At 35.8% G+C, this 21,692-nt stretch carries 24 protein-coding genes; 22 read left to right on the forward strand and 2 right to left on the reverse strand.

The genetic code is table 11. The features are described from left to right. The first annotated feature begins 423 nt into the window (after nucleotides 1-423). The 18 genes from KI343_RS18850 to KI343_RS18930 all read left to right on the forward strand — a co-directional run bounded on the left by KI343_RS18850 (nucleotide 424) and on the right by KI343_RS18930 (nucleotide 16,493). Nucleotides 424-873 (forward strand): GNAT family N-acetyltransferase, encoded by a 450-nt coding sequence (locus KI343_RS18850; protein WP_212927956.1) that lies wholly within the window; start codon nucleotides 424-426, stop codon nucleotides 871-873. 1,732 nt (nucleotides 874-2,605) lie between these two features. Next, nucleotides 2,606-3,055: a NisI/SpaI family lantibiotic immunity lipoprotein gene (locus KI343_RS18855; protein WP_212927957.1), complete on the forward strand. Its 450-nt coding sequence runs from the start codon at nucleotides 2,606-2,608 to the stop codon at nucleotides 3,053-3,055. Nucleotides 3,056-3,080: 25 nt separating this feature from the next. After that, entirely contained in the window at nucleotides 3,081-3,794 is a 714-nt protein-coding gene (locus KI343_RS18860) for a lantibiotic protection ABC transporter ATP-binding protein (RefSeq protein ID WP_212927958.1), read from the forward strand. After that, a complete protein-coding gene (locus KI343_RS18865) occupies nucleotides 3,794-4,522 on the forward strand; it encodes a lantibiotic immunity ABC transporter MutE/EpiE family permease subunit (protein WP_244857114.1) in 729 nt (242 codons plus the stop codon). The genes KI343_RS18860 and KI343_RS18865 overlap by 1 nt, the downstream gene beginning before the upstream one ends. Before the next feature lie 4 nt (nucleotides 4,523-4,526). Beyond that, complete coding sequence (locus tag KI343_RS18870) at nucleotides 4,527-5,294, forward strand: lantibiotic immunity ABC transporter MutG family permease subunit (RefSeq protein WP_212927959.1); 768 nt, start codon at nucleotides 4,527-4,529, stop codon at nucleotides 5,292-5,294. Between the two features lie 29 nt (nucleotides 5,295-5,323). Next, complete coding sequence (locus KI343_RS18875; RefSeq protein WP_212927960.1) at nucleotides 5,324-5,986, forward strand: response regulator transcription factor; 663 nt, start codon at nucleotides 5,324-5,326, stop codon at nucleotides 5,984-5,986. After that, nucleotides 5,977-7,359 carry a sensor histidine kinase gene (locus tag KI343_RS18880; RefSeq protein ID WP_212927961.1) on the forward strand — a complete coding sequence of 461 codons (1,383 nt, stop codon included), beginning with the start codon at nucleotides 5,977-5,979 and terminating at the stop codon, nucleotides 7,357-7,359. The genes KI343_RS18875 and KI343_RS18880 overlap by 10 nt, the downstream gene beginning before the upstream one ends. 1,230 nt (nucleotides 7,360-8,589) lie before the next feature. Then, nucleotides 8,590-8,853, forward strand: a complete 264-nt coding sequence (locus KI343_RS18885) for a nucleotidyltransferase family protein (protein WP_244857116.1) — start codon at nucleotides 8,590-8,592, stop codon at nucleotides 8,851-8,853. A gap of 152 nt (nucleotides 8,854-9,005) precedes the next feature. Further along, on the forward strand, nucleotides 9,006-9,914 hold the full coding sequence (locus tag KI343_RS18890) for a prenyltransferase/squalene oxidase repeat-containing protein (protein ID WP_374705458.1): 909 nt from the start codon (nucleotides 9,006-9,008) through the stop codon (nucleotides 9,912-9,914). A 422-nt stretch (nucleotides 9,915-10,336) separates the two neighbouring features. After that, entirely contained in the window at nucleotides 10,337-10,468 is a 132-nt protein-coding gene (locus KI343_RS18895; RefSeq protein WP_212927976.1) for a lmo0937 family membrane protein, read from the forward strand. Between the two features lie 207 nt (nucleotides 10,469-10,675). Continuing rightward, nucleotides 10,676-12,097, forward strand: coding sequence for an alanine/glycine:cation symporter family protein (locus KI343_RS18900; protein ID WP_244857120.1), 1,422 nt, complete (start codon nucleotides 10,676-10,678; stop codon nucleotides 12,095-12,097). 92 nt (nucleotides 12,098-12,189) lie between these two features. Beyond that, a complete protein-coding gene (locus tag KI343_RS18905; RefSeq protein WP_212927963.1) occupies nucleotides 12,190-12,363 on the forward strand; it encodes a hypothetical protein in 174 nt (57 codons plus the stop codon). Nucleotides 12,364-12,881: 518 nt separating this feature from the next. After that, nucleotides 12,882-12,968, forward strand: a complete 87-nt coding sequence (locus tag KI343_RS20685) for a putative holin-like toxin (protein WP_374705459.1) — start codon at nucleotides 12,882-12,884, stop codon at nucleotides 12,966-12,968. 277 nt (nucleotides 12,969-13,245) lie between these two features. Further along, nucleotides 13,246-13,710: a hypothetical protein gene (locus KI343_RS18910; protein WP_212927964.1), complete on the forward strand. Its 465-nt coding sequence runs from the start codon at nucleotides 13,246-13,248 to the stop codon at nucleotides 13,708-13,710. Nucleotides 13,711-13,829: 119 nt separating this feature from the next. After that, nucleotides 13,830-14,168, forward strand: coding sequence for a PadR family transcriptional regulator (locus tag KI343_RS18915; RefSeq protein WP_212927965.1), 339 nt, complete (start codon nucleotides 13,830-13,832; stop codon nucleotides 14,166-14,168). Further along, nucleotides 14,161-14,727: a DUF2812 domain-containing protein gene (locus KI343_RS18920; protein WP_212927966.1), complete on the forward strand. Its 567-nt coding sequence runs from the start codon at nucleotides 14,161-14,163 to the stop codon at nucleotides 14,725-14,727. Before KI343_RS18915 ends, KI343_RS18920 begins: the two co-directional genes overlap by 8 nt. A 173-nt stretch (nucleotides 14,728-14,900) precedes the next feature. After that, nucleotides 14,901-15,122 carry a DUF4181 domain-containing protein gene (locus tag KI343_RS20420; protein WP_212927967.1) on the forward strand — a complete coding sequence of 74 codons (222 nt, stop codon included), beginning with the start codon at nucleotides 14,901-14,903 and terminating at the stop codon, nucleotides 15,120-15,122. Nucleotides 15,123-15,638: 516 nt separating this feature from the next. Then, complete coding sequence (locus tag KI343_RS18930) at nucleotides 15,639-16,493, forward strand: aldo/keto reductase (protein ID WP_212927968.1); 855 nt, start codon at nucleotides 15,639-15,641, stop codon at nucleotides 16,491-16,493. A 94-nt stretch (nucleotides 16,494-16,587) separates the two neighbouring features. Here KI343_RS18930 and KI343_RS18935 read toward each other — a convergent pair whose 3' ends face one another. After that, nucleotides 16,588-17,151 carry a Uma2 family endonuclease gene (locus tag KI343_RS18935; protein WP_212927969.1) on the reverse strand — a complete coding sequence of 188 codons (564 nt, stop codon included), beginning with the start codon at nucleotides 17,149-17,151 and terminating at the stop codon, nucleotides 16,588-16,590. A 108-nt stretch (nucleotides 17,152-17,259) separates the two neighbouring features. Then, nucleotides 17,260-18,303 (reverse strand): YkvI family membrane protein, encoded by a 1,044-nt coding sequence (locus tag KI343_RS18940; protein ID WP_212927970.1) that lies wholly within the window; start codon nucleotides 18,301-18,303, stop codon nucleotides 17,260-17,262. A gap of 324 nt (nucleotides 18,304-18,627) precedes the next feature. Here KI343_RS18940 and KI343_RS18945 point away from each other — a divergent pair, with 324 nt between their 5' ends. From KI343_RS18945 to KI343_RS18960, 4 genes are all read left to right on the forward strand, one after another. Continuing rightward, entirely contained in the window at nucleotides 18,628-19,485 is an 858-nt protein-coding gene (locus KI343_RS18945) for a methyl-accepting chemotaxis protein (RefSeq protein WP_244857124.1), read from the forward strand. 300 nt (nucleotides 19,486-19,785) lie between these two features. Beyond that, nucleotides 19,786-20,394 carry a Uma2 family endonuclease gene (locus KI343_RS18950; RefSeq protein WP_244857126.1) on the forward strand — a complete coding sequence of 203 codons (609 nt, stop codon included), beginning with the start codon at nucleotides 19,786-19,788 and terminating at the stop codon, nucleotides 20,392-20,394. Nucleotides 20,395-20,511: 117 nt separating this feature from the next. After that, nucleotides 20,512-20,766: a hypothetical protein gene (locus KI343_RS18955; RefSeq protein ID WP_212927972.1), complete on the forward strand. Its 255-nt coding sequence runs from the start codon at nucleotides 20,512-20,514 to the stop codon at nucleotides 20,764-20,766. A 198-nt stretch (nucleotides 20,767-20,964) separates the two neighbouring features. After that, nucleotides 20,965-21,258, forward strand: coding sequence for a hypothetical protein (locus KI343_RS18960; protein ID WP_212927973.1), 294 nt, complete (start codon nucleotides 20,965-20,967; stop codon nucleotides 21,256-21,258). Nucleotides 21,259-21,692: the final 434 nt, after the last annotated feature.

Genomic DNA, 21,692 nt, shown 5'->3' on the forward strand with positions numbered 1-21,692 from the left:
TAAAGGTATTTTGATTTATACTTTGAGACATGGTAGGGTCTCCTTTCTTGATTTTTTGTCCAATTTCGAGGGTACCCTACCTCTTTTTTTATCTCAACTATTTTACACAAACTATTTTACGTCATCAGACGATATTATTATTTATGCTTGCGTTATTATTGGGGAGGGAGTAGGTTTACTATTTGTGCTTTAAAATAAAGTTTGATAATTTATAATAAAGATTGATCATTTGGAATACAGTCTAATAATTTATAAAAAAGTTTGATACACCGAGCTGGATTGTGGCAGTTCAGCAATCGGGACCAGATCGTTGCAGATCGTAGGAAATTGGGAATCCCGATGAAAGCTGCTTTGCCTGTAAAAGGGGACCGGAGGATTGGCAATACATAATCCATGGATGACGATGTAGGGGGAGTTAACTAGATGCGGGTAAGTATTTTAAAAGAATGTGATTTCACGGAAATGAAGGAACTATTTCTAGATGTATTTTCGAATGAGCCTTGGTTTGATAAATGGGATAATGAAAAACAGTTAAATTCATATATAAAAGATTTGACTGAAAATAATAACTCACTCTCATTAGCCCTCTATGATGAAAAAGATAAGCTAATTGGTTGTTCATTAGGTTATATTTTTAACTGGTGGGAGGGTCGGGAATATTTTATTAAGGAGTTCTTTATTTCAAGAAAAAGACAAAATCAAGGGGCGGGCAGTATCTTTCTTGCTCTAATTAATAATATATTGAGCACCGAAGAGATTAGGCATATAACATTAACTACTGAAAAGACTGTCCCGGCTTATCAATTTTATAAAAAAAATGGATTTTCTGTTTTGAAAGATTCGGTGTACCTAGTAAAAAAAGTCCCCGAATGATTACCTAATTGAAAGGTGAAATGGCGTTTATCTGCGCCATCTAAGTTATTCCAGAATAGGGCGGGTTTGTGAAAGATCAACAGTAGAAAATGATCAAACTTTATTATAAAAATTGCATAGTGTTTCACAAATAGTTAACCCGTTTTGATCAATCTTTTTTCAAAACGGGTTTTTATCGTTTAACTTAAAATAAGGGTTTGTGAGATATTTTGATCGAACTTTATTTTAAAGCTACATTTGTTGTGTCCCGATAGAAAATTAACGTGGCTTAAATATTAATAACGTTCCTTATAAAAAAATAACGTTCCCAAACCCGAAGGTCTTCCCGGTATATTCCCACCGAACCTTCGGGTTTTTTTACGCTCAAATTTAGTAGAAAATCCAAGGTTAATCCCCGCTTTAAATCATCCATTTTTCACTGCTGCTGCTGTCCAAAATAATCACTCAATATCCCTCCAATATTTTTTCAATAAGATCTGTCCAATACCAATCGAATAATCAATCCGCTTCTTTTTCAACCCGCTTCAATTCCTTGTCAGGCGTGGGTTCAATATCATTTCCAATATCTTTTTTGCTGTATTTTTCATACATAAATCCGAAGGATTGTACCGTCTTTTTCCTCTTTTTTTGTTCAATATTTTTTAATAGAAATTCAATATCATTCCAATATTTTCGAAAGACCAACACCTTTTCTTTGTTCATTTTTTGTGGAAAAGCGGGTGGGAAATACCGGAGGTATTCCAGTAGAAAAACCACCAGAAGGAACGTAATTTTTTTATACAAAAGGATGAAAATTTGGTACACAAACGGGTGAAAAGTGGCCAAAATGGAGGAATGTAATTTTTCTGTTGCAGAATTTGGAAATGAGGGGGCGAGAGCATGGGGAGAAGCGGTTGAAGGGGATTTGGGGGAGGTGTTGGGTGGTAACGTTAATTTTCGATCGGCACACTTCCCTGATGGAACTAAGTTGGTATCGAAGTGGCAAAGGAAGCGGGAAGAGTAGCGGGCAATTACGATATGTATTCAATCGGTTTTCAATCTTAAAATCAATACGAATCCAGGCTGGATCCAATACGGGTTCAGTCTTTTTCTTTATGTCTAATATCCATCCAATTCTTTGTGTAATAAGGATTTTAGGAGTTGCTCAATCCCATTCCTGTTGTTTTCCACACTTGATTAATTCGAAGGATTTTCAGTTACATACCAGGTCTTTTTTAATATTCTTTTGTCTTGATTCTTCCTTCTGCTATGGAAGAACTTAGTTACAATGGCGGAATATTCTATACAACCCAGAAGTGGAAAAGTGTGGGGGGTTGAGTGTTTTGGGGAAGAACTAAGTTCCATTGCCTTGTGGCATAGAAGAGAGGTTAAAGCCATGGGGGAGAAGGGATGAAGGGGATTTGGGTTAGGGAAGGACTATGTTACAGATACATAAATGGATTCTTTCTATTTTCGCGGGCATGTGAATTTAAGCAATATTTTAGATCAAACTTTATGTCAAAAAAATACTTGACGATACCACTATACAAGAAGATTGGTTGTAGAAGATAAGTAAGAAAAAGGTTTTTAACCATTTATAAGACACAACACAGCAGAAAAAAATATGTTGATAATTTCTTGATTTTTATCCTTTACAATTTGTCTTACTAGGTCAAGATGGAGGCTGATGGGTGAATAACTGTCGAAACACATCAAAAAATCATGGATTGTTGTAATAGGGGTGTTTCTTATTTTGACATTGACGGCTTGCAAAAAGACGGAAGAATTTATTGACAAAACCATCAAAGAGACAAAGAAAACGGCTTATTTCATTCAAGATTGTGAGGATGAAAAGAAAACTTCAAAGACAACAAAGGAACTATTAGAGGAGGGAAAGATTAATCATTTTGTTTTTGGAGGCAGTATTTACAAAATTGAAGATACTGTAGAAGAAAAAACTGACTACAATGTTATTGGGTATATTGGAGAACAGTATTATATTAATCAAAATAATAAAAAGTGGTCTGAAAGAGAATTGCATGAACCATATATTTATTTAAACCCTAAAAAAGAAATTAGAGAGAAAAGGCCAATGGAGTATGGATTGGTTTACAGTCTTGAGAGTGCCAAAAAGTCTAATAGAGATGAAATTATTATTACTTTAAATCAGCAATTGTATAAAGCAATCAAATGTGAGAACTGAAATAAAAATAACTGGGGGAAAAAATGTGGTAGCTAATATTTTGGAAACAAGCCATTTGATTAAAAAGTTTGGAAAAGAAGAAGCAGTGTCGGATCTTTCCATAAAAGTTCCGGAAGGCAGTATTTATGGGTTACTTGGGCCGAATGGAGCAGGTAAATCAACATTTCTTAAAATGGTTACGGGTCTGTTGCGTCCCTCTTCTGGGGAAATTCTTTTTGAGGGTCACTCTTGGAGAAGAAAAGATCTCTCAAAAATTGGGGCATTGATCGAAGCTCCGCCTTTGTACGACAATTTGACTGCATACGAAAATTTAAAGGTTCATACGCTCTTGCTTCATTTACCTGAAGATCGGATTCAAGAAGTTTTAAAGGTTGTTGATTTGACTAATACTGGAAAGAAGAAGGCGGGTCATTTTTCAATGGGAATGAAGCAAAGACTGGGTATTGCAATTGCATTGCTCAATTCGCCAAAGTTGCTTATTCTTGACGAGCCAACAAATGGTCTTGACCCTGTGGGGATACAGGAATTGCGAGAATTAATTCGCTCTTTTCCTGACAAGGGGATGACAGTAATCTTATCGAGTCATATGTTGTCTGAGGTCCAGCAGATTGCGGATCATATGGGAATCATTAGTAACGGAATTCTAGGATATGAAGGAACAGTCGACCATAGGAAGAATCTGGAGGAATTGTTTTTACAAATTGTCAAAGAAAATCAAATATCTGGGGAGGGAAAATAATGCATGTGATAGCTGCCGAAAATCTGTCTCTTAAACGTACTTTTACGAGAAAACTGCTTTTTATTGTCCCCTTTGTAAATGTGATTTTGTCGTTTCTAATGAATCCTACATTCTTTGTTTCGGGGACTTTCAATTGGTGGTCAATTATTTTTATGCCATTGCTAATAGGGTTGCTGTGTAGCATGGTAAATAAAAAGGAAATCAAAGCAGGCAACTACAGTGTGCTTTTTTCAAAACCATTGGCCTTTGAAAAAGTATGGTATGGGAAAATAACCGTCCTTGCTCTATACACGCTAATATCGATGATCATTTTCGCTGTTTTATTAGTCTTAGTTGGCATATTGTTTCCTGGTTATGCGATTATGCAAGCAAATCGGTTTGAAGCAATCATCTTGTTATGGCTGACCAGTTTGTGGCAAATTCCCTTTTGTCTATTTTTAGCAAGAAAATTTGGTCTTATCATTGCTGTTGGTGTGAATTTTATCTGTGGTCTATTTATGGGAACCTTAGCTGCTTATCACTTTTGGTGGATAATTCCTTGGGCATGGCCTGTTCGCATGATGAGTCCAATTCTTGGGATACACCCCAATGGACTGGCTTTAAAAGCCGGAAACCCTTTGATGAGCTATACTGCTGTGCCAATCGGAATCGGCCTTTCCCTTATATTTTTAATTATCCTAGCGTATACAACAGGCCGTCAGTTTGCAAAAGAGGTTAAAAGGAGTTGAGATTATGTTATGGAGATGCTTACAAGCGGATTTTTTAAAAATGAAACATACCCCTTTTGTCTGGATTCATCTATTAATTGCATTTATGACTCCAGCCCTATTCATTTTATACTTTAGGTTTGGACACATACCGAATGATATGTATCTTTATGCGGGGTTTATGGAAGCGATAACCATTGGACTACCATTATTGATTGGAATTTTGTGTGGTATGGTGGCTATTCAAGAGGAAAATGCGGGAAAATATCGTGTTCTGTTGACCGGTACTCTTTCTAGAACCATCCTATATCTAAGTAAATTGGCGATGTTGCTTATCTTTGCGTTTTTAGCTGTCTTTTGCAGTGTGGCTGTTTATGTGGTCGGTTTGCGATTGGTACTACACATTTCTGCTATTCCCTACATCATTTTTTTGCAAGGCGCTACTTGGATTGTTGCAGCAAGTATTATCCTTTATATGATCCATTTATTTGTCAGCCTGCGGTTCGGAATGGGAGCCTCCGTCTTTCTGGGGGGTGCTGGAGTACTTGTCAGTGCTTTGATGTTGACGGGCTTAGGGGATCTGTATTGGAAGTATATACCTTGGGCATGGGGCGGCAGATTTGTTGATAGCCTTGCCGTCTATCGATTTAGTCACCTGGGTAAAGGCATCCAGTCTCTTGTTAGAAATGAGATGGAAACAGGTACAGTTATTTTGATGATTGTTACCTTTGCATTGTTCATTTCTAGTCTTGGATGGTTTAATAGATGGGAAGGGAGAAAATCCTTTGAATAATGTTTATCGAGACTTGGGAGGTTACCTGTATGGCCAACATACTTGCTGTAGATGATGAACAAGACATCCTTGTACTGATAAAAAATATATTGGAACGTGATCATCATACGGTTTCCATTATGAAACATACAAAAGATAAAGATTTGGGATGTTTTCAGGGATATGATTTAATTCTACTGGATGTAATGATGCCAGACATTGATGGGTTCACATTATGTGAAAAAATCCGGTCTGTCGTCACCTGTCCAATCTTATTTTTAACAGCAAAAGTCACAGAAGATGCTGTTGTCAAAGGTCTCATGACAGGGGCAGATGATTATATTTTAAAACCGTTTGGAGTACAGGAATTAAGCGCACGTGTAAATGCACATCTTCGTAGAGAGGAACGAGATTCCCATCGTATGATAAAAACCATATCAGGGGTCATTTTTGATTTTGACGGCAAGGAATTATTTATTGGTGATCAAAAGGTGGACCTGACGAAAAATGAATATAAAATATGCGAAGTTCTAGCCTTACATAAAGGACGGGTATTTACAAAGGAAGAAATTTATGAGGAAGTGTATAGTTTCGATAGCGATGCACTTCATTCAACGATTACGGAGTTTATCAGGCGTATACGCAAGAAATTCAAATACTTTCAAATCGACCCGATTACAACAGTGTGGGGGGTTGGTTATAAATGGCATTGAAAACGAAAACTATTAGCTTACGCAAGGCGTTGTTTCATTATATTATGCAAATTACTATAGGTGTTGTTGCTGTAGTCGTTCTTTTTGTAGTTTTATTGGAGCTAGGCACGATTACAGGAGTGATTTTGCCTGCAAATTACAGTGAACAGATAGTAAAAAGTTTGGAACCAAGGATTGAATCAGGTGGAGAGGTTACCGACCACATGATGCCTAGAGGTGTATCCTTTGCTGTATTGGATAAACAAAAGTTGCAAAAAACATACGGTACATTGAGCAATCAGGAATTGGGAAAGGTTAGAGACCGATTCAAAAAACATGATACAGATTATTTTACGGGACAAAAGGTTTATCGAGTGATCGAAAGAAAAGATGACTACGTGGTGTTCCAATACTATTTGCGCCCTCAATTCAAATCTACTTTTATGCAAAAACATTTTCCTAATTTTGAAACGGTGAGCGTCATTGCGTTAATCGCGGGGATTATTCTGGTTATTATCGTTCTCACCACTGCATTTGCCAACAGGTTGAGAAAACAAGTAAATAAATTGACAGTGATAACGTCTCATATCAAAAATCGTAATTTGGATTATATGGAGGATTATTCGAGTATAAAAGAGTTTAATGGTGTTATACAATCACTTGGGGAGATGAGCAAGTCTTTAAGGATATCGCTGGAGACGCAATGGAAAATGGAAAAGGAGAAAAAAGAGCAGATTGGTGCTTTAGCTCATGATATCAAAATTCCTATAACAATTATCAAGGGAAATGCAGAATTGTTGCAAATGACAGACCAAACGCATGAACAAGCAGCTTTTAGCAAATATATTTTGGACGCTGGCAATAGAATAGAGAAATACACCATGGAGTTGATCTCCATAACAAAGAGTGAAATGGAAACGAAGTTTGAGCCTTCAATAGTTCAGATAGGACCTTTTATCGAAACTTTATTAAAGGAAACAAGTGCATATATGGGCGAGAAACCAATCGAATTAACTTTTCATAAAACTGCTGAAATAAGAGAGGCCTTGATGGACATAGAAACAATGCATCGGGCGTTTATGAACATTCTTGTCAATGCCGTGGATAATACACCTGAACAGGGGAAAATACACTTTGAAGTTTCAAATGATAAAGACTACATTCTATTTCAAATCATAGATAGTGGCAAAGGATTTTCTGAAAATGGTTTAAGGAATGCGGATGAACTGTTTTTTATGGAAGATGAAAGCCGTAGTGCAGACGGTCATTATGGTGTAGGTTTGTCGTTTGTTAAGCATGTTGTTTCCTTACATAAGGGAAAATTGCGGCTGCAGAATAATAAAATAGATTCGGGAGGAATGGTGAGTGTAAAGATCCCTGTTTCGAGCTTATAATTTAAAGTAACCTGGTATAATATTTTTTCCTACATTTGTAAACCTAGGGTTGCAATCAAATTACCGATCAGAAGTATATTTTCTATACTAATTCCGGATAAAGAATGAGCTATTCAGAAAAAGATATAATAGGGAATAACATACTTAGAAAATGATCAAACTTTTTTATAAAAAGTGTATACTTTTTCACTAATAAATAATCCATTTTGATCGATCTTTTTTTCAAAATGTGTTCTTCTTAATTAAAGTAAATCGCGGATTTGCGAGATGTTTTTAATCGAACTTTATTTTAAAGCCACATTTGTTTATCTCCCTGTAACTCTCTCCTTCCCCACGTAACTTAGTTCTTCCCTGATGGAACTAAGTTGGTATCGAAGTATTAAAGGAAGCGGGAAGAGCAGCGGGCAGTTACGATATATATTCAATCGGTTTTTCAATCTTAAAATCAATACAAATCCAGGCTGGATCCAATACGGGTCCAGTCCTTTTCTTTATGTCCAATATCCATCCAATCCCTTTCCTGTTGTTTTCCACACTTCATTAATTCGAAGGATTTTCAGTTACATAACAGGTCTTTTTCAATATTCTTTTGTCTTGATTCTTCCTTCTGCTATGGAAGAACTTAGTTACAGATACATATAGTAGACTTGCTGAAATGGAAATAATTACGGGGGTATGAAATAAATGTTTTTTAGTTAAAGGGAATTTTTATACAGGGATACTTCCTGAATGGATTTACTTAATTTAGTATAATAGTGTAAAGTTAATATACAGAATAATCATAAAGATAATCCGTTTGAATGAATCTATAAAATTGTATCGAGGAATTCGTCATGGGTTTCAATAATCTCTTCTCTACCCCTTTATTTTATGCTGTTGTTTTCCTCATCCTATAAAATCTGTAGTTTTTTCTGCGTTCATGAAGAAAGTTGTAACCGTCAAGTTTAATTGGCGGTTACAAAAGCTGCGCTGTGTGTAAAAAGGTTGTGAAGTTTTGCTCCTCTGGATATGAATATCTAAAGGGTTGTTCTTATGTCAAGAAGAGTGAACCATGGTTTTATAAGCAGCTTGCTAAGGTGTGACCAACAATGATAGCGAATACAGGTATTTTCTAGTCCCGATGAATAATTTTACAAAGTAATATTATAATGAAAATAAATAACAATATCGAGAAAAGGCGGTGATGATATGCTATCTTAGCAAGAAATCCTTAATGAATTGTCAAGAAACTTGGATACATGGAAAGAAAAATATGGTGTTAAGCGAATTGGCTTGTTCGGTTCGTGTAGCCGTGAAGAGCAAAAAGAATCCAGCGATATTGATGTGATAGTAGAATTCAATGATACGGACTTGTCTTTTGATAATTACATGGACTTAAAATTCAATCTTGAGGATTACTTTCAGAAAACGGTAGACCTAGTCATAATAGATGATATTAAACCCGCTTTAAAGCCCAGTATTTTAAGGGGTGCTATATATGCAGAGGGAGCCTAAAATTTTTTTAGAAGATATTTTTCCGCTTCACTTAAAGTGGAGAAATTCACTAGAGGAATATCCTATGACGATTTCTTAGATAATGATTTAGTTTTCGATGTGGTCATTAAGAATATTTTGGTTATCGGAGAGACGACCGGGTTTAGGGAGGAATGTTAAAAGTGAATAATCACAAGAGAATGAAAACACGATCATGGATTAAAAGAAATGCACGCCCTCTTGAAAATGCACGATGGGAATTTTTATTTGAGAATGGTTCGAGAGAGCGGGTTGTACATTATTTGTCTGCATTCCAAAATAGCGATGGAGGATTCGGACACGGTCTCGAACCAGACCTAGGGTTGCCCCAATCGTCAGCGATTGCAACATGGTCTGCTGGTCAAATTTTAATGGAAATTCAAGCTGAATACAATGAGGAGATTGTAAGACGAATGATTGACTATTTAATTCAGTCATACGATAAGGAATTGGGATTGTGGAAAACAGTTACCCCTGAACACAATGATTTTCCCCATGCTCCTCATTGGCATTTTGAAGAGGGGGCTCAGGATATTTGGATGTTTAATCCGAGTGCTGAACTTGCTGCTTTCCTTATCCATTGGACACCAGAGGGTAGTGAAGGGGCTAAATTAGGATGGGAAGTAGTTGAAAAGGCTAAAGTTCATTTACTTAATTCTAATAAGATGGGCTTTCATGAAGTAAATAACTATCAAATGTTAATTCGTATTTTAGGAGATAAACTCAATCAATTTCAAGAAATAGAAGAGAAAGTAAATGACCTTGCTGGACAAGCAATTGATACCGATCCAAACTCATGGGGTAAAAGTTATAACGCACTGCCCTTAGATCTGATTCATAGCAAAAAGGACAAGTTATATGAGAAATATAAAGACCTTGTTGATGAAAACATTGAATATTTAGAAAGGTCTTTGAAGGATGACGGGGTTTGGGATATTACTTGGAATTGGGAGGAAGACCCAGAGAATTTCTTTGTAGCTAAGCAACAATGGAAAGGTATCATTGCGGTGAACAACTATAAAAAATTACAAAATTTTTCATGATGTTATTAATCTAAGTAATATTTATTGTATTAACGGTTGAAGGGGATAGGAGATGGGATGCTTTATTATTTCTTTCTTTTTTTCTCACTTCTCTCTACTATATCTCCCTGCTTTATAGTTGGATTTCACGCTAAAAAGTCGGTACCCACTTCTTTATAGTTGGTATCCAAACGGCAAAGGAAGCGGGAAGAGTAGCGGACAGTTACGATATATTTTTAATCGGTTTTTCAATATTAAAATCAACACGAATTCAGGCTGGATCCAATACGGGTTCAGTCTTTTTCTTTATATCCAATATCCGTCCAAGGGATGAAGGGGATTTGGGTTAGGGAAGGACTAAGTTACAGTGGCATAAAAGGGAATGTTGTATCCAATGAAATATGTAGTGGAGAACTTAAATATAACAGCGAAGACACTTAGATATTATCGTTATCCTTCTTATTTTATGGATACTTGGCTTTTCTTTCAGCGTTGGTGGCGGTTTAGTACATTTATTGTTAGTTATAGCTGCTATTGTCCTTATTGTACGATTGGTAACAGGAAGAACACCTTAGCTGTATTGCACAATTAAAAACAGGCGATTCTCGTGGCAACGTAATGAAACCCAGAAGTTGGGCTAACTTAATTAAACTATTGACTGGCTGGAATAAAGACGGTATTCAATCGGACTTATGCCAGTCCTTTTTTGATAACTGTGTTTAAAAAAAACTAGAAGGTGGTATTGATTATGGATATTAAGTGATTGAAAGGAGCCAAAACCATTGGATATTTTCGAGAGAGTTGTTGTTCATATGTCCGATTTTCTGATGACATACATTGTGTCGTTTTTGTTAATCCTTACCGGGATAATCTATACTGTGAGATTGAACTTTTTTCAAATTCGGTTTTTCCCGCATGTGATTAAAAACACACTAGGGACCATTTTTGATAAAAACAGAAAAAAAGGTACAATAACCCCTTTCCAAGCATTTGCTTCGGGCCTTGGAACCACTGCTGGTGCTACGAATATTGTTGGAGTTGCGGTGGCTATTGCTCTCGGCGGGCCAGGGGCATTATTCTGGATGTGGATGATCGCACTAATTGGAATGATTACTAAATATGCAGAAATCGTTCTCGGACTCAAGTATCGCGAGCAGAACAAAGAAGGCGAATGGGTAGGCGGGGCGATGTATTATATAAAAAAAGGGCTAGGGTGGAAGCCACTCGCCAGCATTTTCGCTTTCTTTTTAATGCTTGAAATCTTAGCCAGCATAATGGTTCAATCTAACTCCATAGCTACTCAACTTAACTCTGCCTTTAATGTGAATCAAATGATTATTGGCGTTGTGATCGTCATTCTTGTTGGTATTATTGTCATAGGGGGCATTAAACGAGTTGGAAAAATTACAGACAAACTTGTTCCTTTTATGATTTTAGCCTACATACTTGTTACTATCACAGTTATTATTTGGCATATCGACCAATTGCCTCATGTTTTTGCGCTTATTTTCAAACATGCGTTTACACCCATGTCGGCGACAGGTGGATTTGCAGGATCAACTATAGCCGGAGCACTTCGCTGGGGGCTAGCACGTGGTTTATATTCAAATGAAGCCGGTATGGGAACCGCACCTTTTACCCATTCTGCAGCACAAACTGATCATCCTTCTAAACAAGCCATATGGGGAATTTTAAGTGTGTTTATGGACACAATTGTGATTTGTTCCTTAACAGGCTTTACTGTTTTAACGACAAATGCCTGGAAAGAGGTTAGTGTTAATAAGGCCTCTAGCATGGTTGATGTCGCTCTTTCGACGATTATGGGGGGGTACGGCAGTTTATTTGTTTCAGTCTTCCTTTTTTTATTCGTCATTACCACAATCATGGTATTAGTGTTTTATGGAGAAAAACAGGTAGAATATTTATTTGGGTTAAAAGCGGCAAAAATAAGTCGTTTTGTTTATTTAATCTCTATTTTCATCGGTGCTATTGGCGGGTTGCAGCTTATCTGGAAATTCCTTGACTTATTGCTTGCTGCCGTCACAATAGTTAACCTCGTTCCACTTATATTGCTGAATAAAGAAGTCAAAGAAATTACTCAAGACTATGTAGACCGTATCATTAAGCAAGTAAAAGGCGAACCTACTGTTACTTTGTTTGTAGAAAAGGAAAAAAGAAATAACTCTGGGATTTACGGAAAGTAAAGTGCTTTAACGTTAATGATCTCCTTTGGAGCGTAGGTAGCATTTATCAATGAAAGCGCAATGAATGTCATAAATGGAGGAGGGAGAATCCGATGGCAGGAGGAATAATGGAAACGGTGGTGTATATCCTTGTTATTGGCGTTGTTATATTCCTGTTGAGTATTCCTTTCAAAGAAAAAAGAATTATCCTGCCTGTTATTGCTAGTCTGATAAGTGTCTTGTTGTTCATTCCAAGTTTTTTGTTGGAATTGGATTTGCAGGTTTAGGTTTCACGTATATGAGTTTTAATGCTTTAGTAGCTTCTATTATCAATGTTTTTATTATGACTATAATAACCAAATCAAAAACAGACAAAGAAAAGCCTGAGATTTAATCGAGGCTTTTCTTTTAACATATTGAAAATGCAAACCTTGCTCTGGTACCAAAAGAAGCTGTGGTACTGTGGTTTTTGACACACGTGAGAATCATCGTATCACAACTATATTTGGCTGCTCTGAAGCATAATAATCATCGTGTAGAACACAACAACGATGCGTTGCATTTATTGGTGCTCCTCCCCCATGATCACGGCTATTTCCTTACCCTATAATTAATTATTCACATAAGGTGCTCCTTTCCTTAGTTAGTTTGGATTCGTCAAACCCTATTCTACCAAGGATGAAGCACTTTTTTATTTAATTTTAGATTGATGTTCCGAATCTTTATCAGATGGTATAATCAGAGGACAATAGCACATTGGTTAACTCATGGGTGGTTGGCGCACTCCCAAAAGGGGGTGGTGCTTATGACAGTTGCAGAATCATTGATGCTTATGATTAGTTTCGGAGCGTTAGTTGTTGCAATAATGTCAGATAAAAATAACAAAAAATAAAATCCACCCTTGAGTTCGCGGCTCATTGATAGGGTGGAATATCCTTAATCGTGCCAGGCCCCTTGAAGGGAACCAAGCTATCGTGTAGGCTGAAGGTGTTAGAGCACCTTCAGTCATTTTTTAATGTATTCATTTCTAATTACATTATACCCTTTTTTAATAAAAAAGAAAACACAGCTAGTGACCAAAAGGTGTTTAATTACAATAAAGTTGTTTTAAAAAAGTCCAGGTTATCGACTTATGGCAGAAGAGTTGAACATGGATTGGAGGTAAAGAAATGTCTGGAATTACATTTTTGGCGTCATCCAAACCTTTTATAATACCAGATGAAATTCAAGAGTATAATAATCGGACTATTTTTGAAAAAATGGAAGATGGGGTTAGTCTATGGGTGAATGAAGTAGACAATTCTGTATGGGAGGAAGTTGTAGAAGGACTTTTTACAATGCCTTACATTTATGAAATATTTGGTGCAAATAATAAATTGTTTTTATTATATCTTGAAAAGTATATGGAAGAAGGAGATGTATTGGAACTTATAGATATTCCAAATCAACACGCCTTCGAATACAATAAGAGAAGGTTATTAGAAAAGACTGAACCGATTATAATTAATGTTGGAAGTTTCACTTATCAAAATAAAAACGGAAAGTATCAGTTAAATCCTAAAAAGTGGGTAGAGGAATTAAGCCGCAAAAATTACTTAACTCAATATGGTGTCACAACAATTGTGAAATATTAGGCCAATACTATCTGCATGTAACAAAAATTGAAACTATTTCGAATTTATATTGACCAAACATATCGTTTAATGATATATTCTATTTAACGATATATCTTTTAGAATAAGAGGGGTGAATCATGCCAAGAAATGATATGGTAAAGTCAGGGAGATTAACGGATATAGCTTTTTATATTCTGTTATCCCTTGTAAAAGAGAACCATGGATATTCGATTATGAAAACAGTGAAACAAATAACGAATGGAGAAGTAGAAATCGGACCAGCATCACTGTACAGCACGCTAAAAAAGCTGGTTAATGAGGAAATGATTGAACAAGTAGTCGACCAGTCCTTCAACACGAAAACATACATCATCACGACCAAAGGTTCTGAAACTTTGAAAAACGAGTATAATCGACGAAAAAGAATGATTCAACATGCGGATCAAATATTGCAGGGGGAGGACGGACATGTCTGAGAAAGAATATAAATATATAGAAACACATGGTGTTGAAGTTGATGATAATGACCAGAAAGATCTGGATATGTTAAGTGATTATGCAAGAAAAGGCTGGATATTAGAAGAGATGCATGTATTAGGGTACAAATTAGTGAAAAAAGAGCCTCAAAATCTCATTTACAGCGTGGATATAGAAGAAAATCCAGATGAAGAATACTTTCACATATTTGAAGAATCTGGATGGAAGTATATTTGTTCCAGTCGTCATTTGCACTTTTTCTCTGCTCTAGAGGGAACAACGCCGATTTATACAGATGAAGATAGTTTAGTTGGAAAATACAAGATGATGAAAGATAAATACCTGGAATTCACAAAACGTATGGTCTATTTCTATTTATTAACGATAATGATAGCGTTATTTTCTGAAGTGATAGACTGGTTTCCAACGCTCATTGGAGAGATCTGTTTAGTTGTTGGAACTGTGTCGCTTATCGCGCTTCCTTTTACTTTCATGCCATACCTTTCATATAGAAAAAAATATAAAGGTGCTATTAAAAATCGTTTTAATGTGTACTAAAAATTGGACGAAGTTTGTTTTTCAATACCGGATTGAGGTCAGTAATGGATGGGCCAATAATGATTTAATATCTTTTTCAATAGGATTTAATCAATGTACCATCAGGCTGGGTTTAATAGTAATTCAGTCTTTTTTTATTTATCCAATATCCACCTTGTTTTCTTTGGTTCGTCATGGGGTCCGATAATCTTTTCTCTTTCCCTTTATTTTATTCTGTTGCTTTCCTCAAATACCAAGAGATTAACAATGGTGTTATTTTTATTGGGATGGCCGTTATGTTCGCTTTCCGCACCATAATGAAATGGACTTTTGCGAGGGAAAATAAAACATATCTTTTAAGTGCCGTAACCTGTGGATTATTTATCATAGGCTCGGTTGTTTACGGTTTACTATAAATATAGTAAATAATCTGGTGGTAAAAGAACAAATATTACCTATAAACTGTTTTTGTTTTAAAGAGGAACTGATGATACACAAGCAAGTAATAACTTGAAAAACGAGAGGTGGGATATAGTAAGTGAGTCTATAGGGGATAGAAAATTTAAAATAAGTTTCCATGTTATTATTTTTGTGTTTGCGTTGGTTTAATTATATCTTCTATATTAGGTTTTAATGAAATGGAAAGGGCATTACTTTATTTAATATTAGGTATCTTGATTGCCCTTGAAAGCATGTTTGGGTTATATAAAAATTTTAATAGGGAGCAAACATATTAAACTAAATTTTATATGGCTGTTTAGTACAGTAAATAGATTGATATATAAAATGATTTATGCGAAGGCATCCTCATTCGTTTCCAATAGGTGTAGGATTTTTTTTAAATGGGTATAGTAATTATGGCAAACATGAAGGAAATATCTTTTTCTATCATTCCCAGCTTACATTACAAAAATTTTAAAGGAGATGAGATTGTGACTGTTGATAATAACGGGTTTACTCTAAATGATGGTTCGGTGCTTCCACTTGTGGGATTAGGAACAATCGGTATTGACGGTGATCAGGGTACATTTGAAATTTTAAATGCCTTAAATATAGGATACCGTTTAATCGATACTTCTACAAACTATAACAATGAAGGTATTGTCGGTGAAGCTGTGCGTCGATCTGCACTCCCTAGAGAAGAAATTTTAATCAGTGCGAAATTGCCCGGCTCTCACCATGAATATGACAAGGCGTTTATCTTTCTTCAAGAATCTTTACGACGCACGGGGCTACAATATTTTGACAAGTATTTAATTCATTGGCCGAATCCGAAAGACGGCAAATATGTAGAAGCTTGGAAGGCTTTAGTGGATGCCCAAAAACAAGGGTTAATCAGAACTATCGGTGTTTCAAACTTTGAACCGGAACATCTGGACAATATTATCGAAGAAACAGGTGTGACTCCTGCTACAAACCAGGTGGAGCGTCATCCGTATTTTAATAATAAACGTATGGTTGAAGAAAATGAAAAACGGGGTATTCTTACGGAAGCCTGGAGTCCTTTTGGTCGAGGCTATCTGAATGATGTGCTGGAAAATGCCACAATTAAAGAAATTGCGGATAAATATAATAAAACTCCGGCACAGATTATTTTAAACTGGAATTATCAAGCCGGCGTATTTGCTATTCCAAAATCAAGTAATCCAAAGCATCAAAAAGATAATTTCAATAGTACCAACTTTGAATTAGCTCCTGAGGATATGGAAACAATTGATTCATTGGATAAAGGGGAAGCTGGTCGTGTAGAAGGGCAGGATCCCTACGAATATCACGAATATGTTTAGACAGGACTATATGAACACTGTATTGTATTTGATCTATGAAGAATTTTACGAAACAACAGCGAGCGATTCGCTGTTGTTTCTCAACTTTAGTTAGTTAATCAAAAAACAAATCTTTCGTTTCGATTTTAAAATTTTCAAATAACCTAGAAGCTGCTTTTCCGTTCTCATTGACTAAATCAAATTGCACCTCTCCGTTTTCATCAAGCGTATAAATCATGATACGTTTTTCCATTGGGTCAACAATCCAATATTCCTTAACACCGTTTTCCATATAAAGATTCAATTTTCTTACTAAGTCATGAGATTTATTGGATGGGCTTAATATTTCAATGATAAACTCCGGGGCTCCGATATATTCCTTTTCAGTGAAGTTTTCAGGATGACATGTCACAAATAAGTCCGGCACAACCCTTTTATTATTATCATTCTCGTTATGTTTAAACAGGACATCCGTTGGTGCAGAAAACACTTCACAATTGCTATTTTTTAATACATGATGAAGTTCTCCGTGAAGATAAGACGATATCCTTTGATGTTTAATGCCTGGAGATAGGGACATATAAATAATTCCATCAATATATTCCAATATTTCATCTGTTTGTTGTTGTTTCTTTTCGAATTCTTCATAGGTGTCGAAATTTTTATCTGTCAAACTCAATTCAATCACCATCCTTATTAAGATTATAAGTGAATTCTTATTAAAAATAAAATGGAACTTCTATTAATTCTTATTATCCCTGAATAAAAGAATCTATTCTGACTTACTTCATTTTTTAGGCGCTTTCTTAATCAACAACCAAAATAGAAAAAACAACCCCAGATAACCGAATAACGGATACAGTACCGACAGTAATTTTCCATATCCGACCTGACTGATTAAAAAGACGATAAATAGAATTATCAAGACAGCATGCTGATACCGAAGATGAAATGCTGACTGCAGCTGACGTGTAATTCCAAACACATTCCCGACAACTGTATTGAAAATCTCGCCGTAAATAACGATTAAAAACAGGACGTGAATAAGGGTTCCGAAATGTTGGACGATCTCGGCCATCGGGATTTCATAATGAAATGTTTCGGGAAAGACCGTTAGTGAAAAGTGAATCAATAACAGGATAAAGAACAAAGCCAGTCCACCCAGAAACCCGCCCCAGCGTAAGATATGTTCATCCTGAATCTCCTTTCCCAACGGTACAAGAACAACCTGCGCGGTCATTAGATTAAATGCTGCATATGCAAAAGGGGACCCTGCCCACGAAAGGTTGTCCGATAACCGAACAGGGAGGAGCTTTACTGCCAGCAGATGCGGATGCTCGCCAGCGATAGAGCCAGCTACAAATAGAACGAAAAGAATCATTATTGGTACAATGTAGGAGTTAACCGCAAATAATCCGTCTAATCCTTTCATTACAGTGATATAAGAGAGAATAAGTGTAATGATAACTCCCAGTTGAAACGGAAGTCCAAGTTGTTCATGGAACACAGCACCTGCCCCTGAGAGCATGACGGAAGTGACACCAATAACAACGAAGAAGATAAAAAAGTTAACCACTTTGGCAATGTTTCTGCCAAATAGATACGCATTTAATTCCTGGTAAGAATAAGCCCTGATTCGGGCAGATATAATCATTATTTTGGTTCCAATCAAAATAAACAAGACTCCGCTGATTGCAATGCCAATGGTTCCTAAAGCTCCATAGACACTAAAAAATGTGACAATTTCTTTTCCGGATGAAAATCCTGCTCCAATAACCGTTCCAACATATGTAGCTGCTAATAGTAATATAGAAATTTTTCGATTTCTCATCACGCCACCTCCTCATCATTTCTATGATAATGGAGGTGGGGAAAGAACAGCCTTTCAAATTTTTACCTGAAAAAAGCGGAAAACTCTCCAAACAATAATGAAAAAAACATCTTATTGTTCTTACGGTAATTGGTTTTCGTGCAAAGCTCCCTATTCCTTCAAACCTACCTAAAGTATGGACAATTGCTGGTCTTGTTATTTTTATACCTATCTTGCTATTTCATAGCTTTATGGTTTGGATAATGGATTATAGTCTTAAAGTAACCACAAATAGAACCGATATATATTATGTGGCTTAAGAAGGGAAAGGGATGCTATATGACCATGAAAGAACAGAATTTAGACCAAGAGGTGTTGTTTACCGCCATAAAACGTTCATTAGCAATGATTGTATTTGATTCAAATGGAAAAATTTTATGGGCGAATGATAATTTTTCTCAGGTTATTGGATATGGAACAGAAGAATTGATAAATATGCACCATAAACAATTGTGCTTACCAACATTCACAAATAGTAAAGAGTACGGCATTTTTTGGAGGAATTTACGTAACAATAAGGCTTACCATGATAAAGTAGAACGAGTGACAAAAGATGGAAATATTCTATGGCTTGATGCGATATACACGCCGGTGGTAAGCGAAGAAGGGCAAATTGAAGCGATTGTTAAGATTGCAACGGATGTAACGAGGCGTGAAACAGTTTTAAAAGATAGTACTTCTGAATTTATTGCTTTAGTGGAGGAAATGACAGCAAGTACAAATGAGGTGCATAACGCATCAGAAATGGCAGTAACCGATATAGAAAAATTAAAAGAGGAATCTAGGATTGTGAAGGAAAATGTAGAACAGATTCAATCTATGGCCATTATTGTAAAAGATATAGCAGCCCAATCGAATTTACTTGGTTTGAACGCAAGCATTGAAGCGGCTAGGGCAGGGGAACATGGACGGGGCTTTTCTGTTGTTGCTAGCGAGGTAAGAAAGATGGCGGGTACAAGCAAAAGTGCAGCAGAAGATATTTCCAATCAATTAAGTGATATCTTAAATTCAGTAACCGTTATGGCAGAAAAAGTGACACAAGTCACTGATCATATAAATAAAAACACTGAATCTATTGATGAACTTAAAAAAGCTTATAGTCATATTGCTGAAATCGCTGAAGAGCTCTCGAATCTTATTTGAATGGTTGTATCATCTAAGTAAAAGAAGGTTATAAAACGACAGAGTTGATGGATGAATTATAAAAAAATAATGCAATACAAATTTCAAGGAGTGTTTACGATAGATGATACCATTTCAGTTAATATTTTGCCTGGTATGAAAATAGATTTAAATCAATATTTGTGTAGGAAGATTTGAATTTCAACAAAGAGACGAGCAAATTCGAGTTTTTCTAACCTGAGGTAATTGATACTTTACAAAATAATGAATCCTTGACCTTGCCCATCCCAAGAAGTTTTCTTATGCTAGATGAGTTATGCTATGATAATTGTAAAAGACTCGTGGAAAGGAATGATTTTTATGACCATTCCAAATAAAAAGGAGAAACATTCGTATGCGGATTACCTGACATGGAATGATGGGGGGAGATGTGAATTAATTGATGGAGAAATTTTCAATATGTCACCCGCTCCCTCACGCAAACATCAGCAAGTGTTGAGAGAACTATCTACTGCTTTTTCTATTTTCTTGAAGGGAAAGGAGTGTGAAGTATTCTTTGCTCCATTTGATGTGCGTTTATTCGCAGATAATCAGCAGGATGAGGATATTTATCATGTTGTTCAACCCGATTTGTCGATTGTGTGTAATCCAAAAAAACTGGATGAACGAGGATGTAAGGGGACTCCTGATATGATTATCGAGGTTCTATCGCCTGCATCTGTTAAATTAGATCGGTGGATAAAATATAAGCTTTACGAAAAAGCTGGTGTAAAGGAATATTGGCTTGTTGACCCGGTTAATGAATCTGTAGAGATATATCTTTTAAGTACGGAGCAATACAAATTTCAAGGAGTCTTTACAAAAGGTGATATTATTTCAGTTGATACATTACCTAACCTAGAATTAAATTTAGAGCAAATATTTGTATAGAACTTGTTCAGTTAAAATAAATGAATGTCTTTTTTGGGCGGAGAAGGACCCTAACAAGTCACCCTGAAGAAGAAAATCATGACTAAACCCGTAAAAATAATTTGAAGAGGACGTTATATGTTATTAAATATTATTGGAATTATCGCGTTAATTATCATAGTAAGCATGATTATTAAAAATAATTCGTTTCGTTCTATTATAGTAGTATTATTTTTAAGCTCCTTAACTTTATTTATCGTAAGGTTAACAGTTGAAAATGAAAGTATATTAAATGCCTTTGTAGATTCATTCGGTTTGTTATCTTTGATTGCCTTTATAGGTGTAGCAATCAAATTTTTTAGAGATCGTTCTGTCCCTAATCAAAATGGATGAATCTTGATACGAATGATACCGGTATTGTACTTATTACAAATAAAAAGTTCTGTAGAATTGAAGTCTCGATCCATGCAGACAGTGGTGGTTAGCTTACGACAAGCTCTTACTGCGAATGAGTGCATAGAGTAGATGATAAAGGAAGTCATGGGTTAGAGAGGAATAAGATTAAATTTGAAAGTAGGCTGGTGAGATGAAATGAGAGTGATATTAGAACTACTCCGTATCGTATTGATTTTTGGAATACTTGGCGCAGTGGGGTGGGGAATTGTAGGAAATATTTATACAATCAATGAAGAAACGGAAATGTATTCGTGGCTGGGTGTAATAGCAATTTTATTACTACTCTTCGTTTTATATAGAAATAAACTGCAATTTTCAGGATGGTATAAAGGAAAAGCAAAACTTCCAAAGACTGTTTCAAAAATCCTAATTTTGAGCTCTGTATTGCTGTTTATATCGCCATTCTTGTTAGGTTTTTTGTTAAGCTAACTAAATGAAAGAAACCAATCTTTTCTTGGAAATCTACATTAGCGCCTTTGCCTATAAATCCTACAGACAAAGACGGAAAGGGGCGTCATTGGATAAAGAAGAATGGTGCAATAACTATCTATTCGGTACAAGGAAAAAATAAATTTAAAAAAATGATTGATTTTTAGTTTGATAGTATGTTATGATTTCTCTTGTGCTTTTGAAAAGGCAATTACGGGTCAACAAAGCGAACAAGAAAACATTAAAAAAGTTGTTGACAAGGAATTGCGGATGTGATATATTAATAAAGTCGCTGATTTGAAACGGCGGCAATGAAATTGCTCTTTGAAAACTGAACAAAACAACCAGTACGAAAGAAGAAAGACAACCTCGTTTTTCTTATTAAATAAGTCAGAAGTTGACTTCTGAAAGCTAAGAAACAAAAAACTTTTATA

It is taken from the genome of Oceanobacillus sp. J11TS1 (assembly GCF_018333215.1).
Taxonomy (GTDB): domain Bacteria; phylum Bacillota; class Bacilli; order Bacillales; family Amphibacillaceae; genus Oceanobacillus.

Coding starts and splice junctions, on each gene's coding strand:
- KI343_RS18905 (WP_212927963.1), top strand. CDS start 12,190: ATGGCAGGAGGAATAATGGAAACGGTGGTGTATATCCTTGTTATTGGC.
- KI343_RS18960 (WP_212927973.1), top strand. CDS start 20,965: ATGAGAGTGATATTAGAACTACTCCGTATCGTATTGATTTTTGGAATA.
- KI343_RS18870 (WP_212927959.1), top strand. CDS start 4,527: ATGTTATGGAGATGCTTACAAGCGGATTTTTTAAAAATGAAACATACC.
- KI343_RS18950 (WP_244857126.1), top strand. CDS start 19,786: ATGATAATTGTAAAAGACTCGTGGAAAGGAATGATTTTTATGACCATT.
- KI343_RS20420 (WP_212927967.1), top strand. CDS start 14,901: ATGGGGTCCGATAATCTTTTCTCTTTCCCTTTATTTTATTCTGTTGCT.
- KI343_RS18875 (WP_212927960.1), top strand. CDS start 5,324: ATGGCCAACATACTTGCTGTAGATGATGAACAAGACATCCTTGTACTG.
- KI343_RS18915 (WP_212927965.1), top strand. CDS start 13,830: ATGCCAAGAAATGATATGGTAAAGTCAGGGAGATTAACGGATATAGCT.
- KI343_RS20685 (WP_374705459.1), top strand. CDS start 12,882: ATGACAGTTGCAGAATCATTGATGCTTATGATTAGTTTCGGAGCGTTA.
- KI343_RS18910 (WP_212927964.1), top strand. CDS start 13,246: ATGTCTGGAATTACATTTTTGGCGTCATCCAAACCTTTTATAATACCA.
- KI343_RS18880 (WP_212927961.1), top strand. CDS start 5,977: ATGGCATTGAAAACGAAAACTATTAGCTTACGCAAGGCGTTGTTTCAT.
- KI343_RS18890 (WP_374705458.1), top strand. CDS start 9,006: ATGTTAAAAGTGAATAATCACAAGAGAATGAAAACACGATCATGGATT.
- KI343_RS18850 (WP_212927956.1), top strand. CDS start 424: ATGCGGGTAAGTATTTTAAAAGAATGTGATTTCACGGAAATGAAGGAA.
- KI343_RS18940 (WP_212927970.1), bottom strand. CDS start 18,303: ATGAGAAATCGAAAAATTTCTATATTACTATTAGCAGCTACATATGTT.
- KI343_RS18955 (WP_212927972.1), top strand. CDS start 20,512: ATGTTATTAAATATTATTGGAATTATCGCGTTAATTATCATAGTAAGC.
- KI343_RS18920 (WP_212927966.1), top strand. CDS start 14,161: ATGTCTGAGAAAGAATATAAATATATAGAAACACATGGTGTTGAAGTT.
- KI343_RS18945 (WP_244857124.1), top strand. CDS start 18,628: ATGAAAGAACAGAATTTAGACCAAGAGGTGTTGTTTACCGCCATAAAA.
- KI343_RS18865 (WP_244857114.1), top strand. CDS start 3,794: ATGCATGTGATAGCTGCCGAAAATCTGTCTCTTAAACGTACTTTTACG.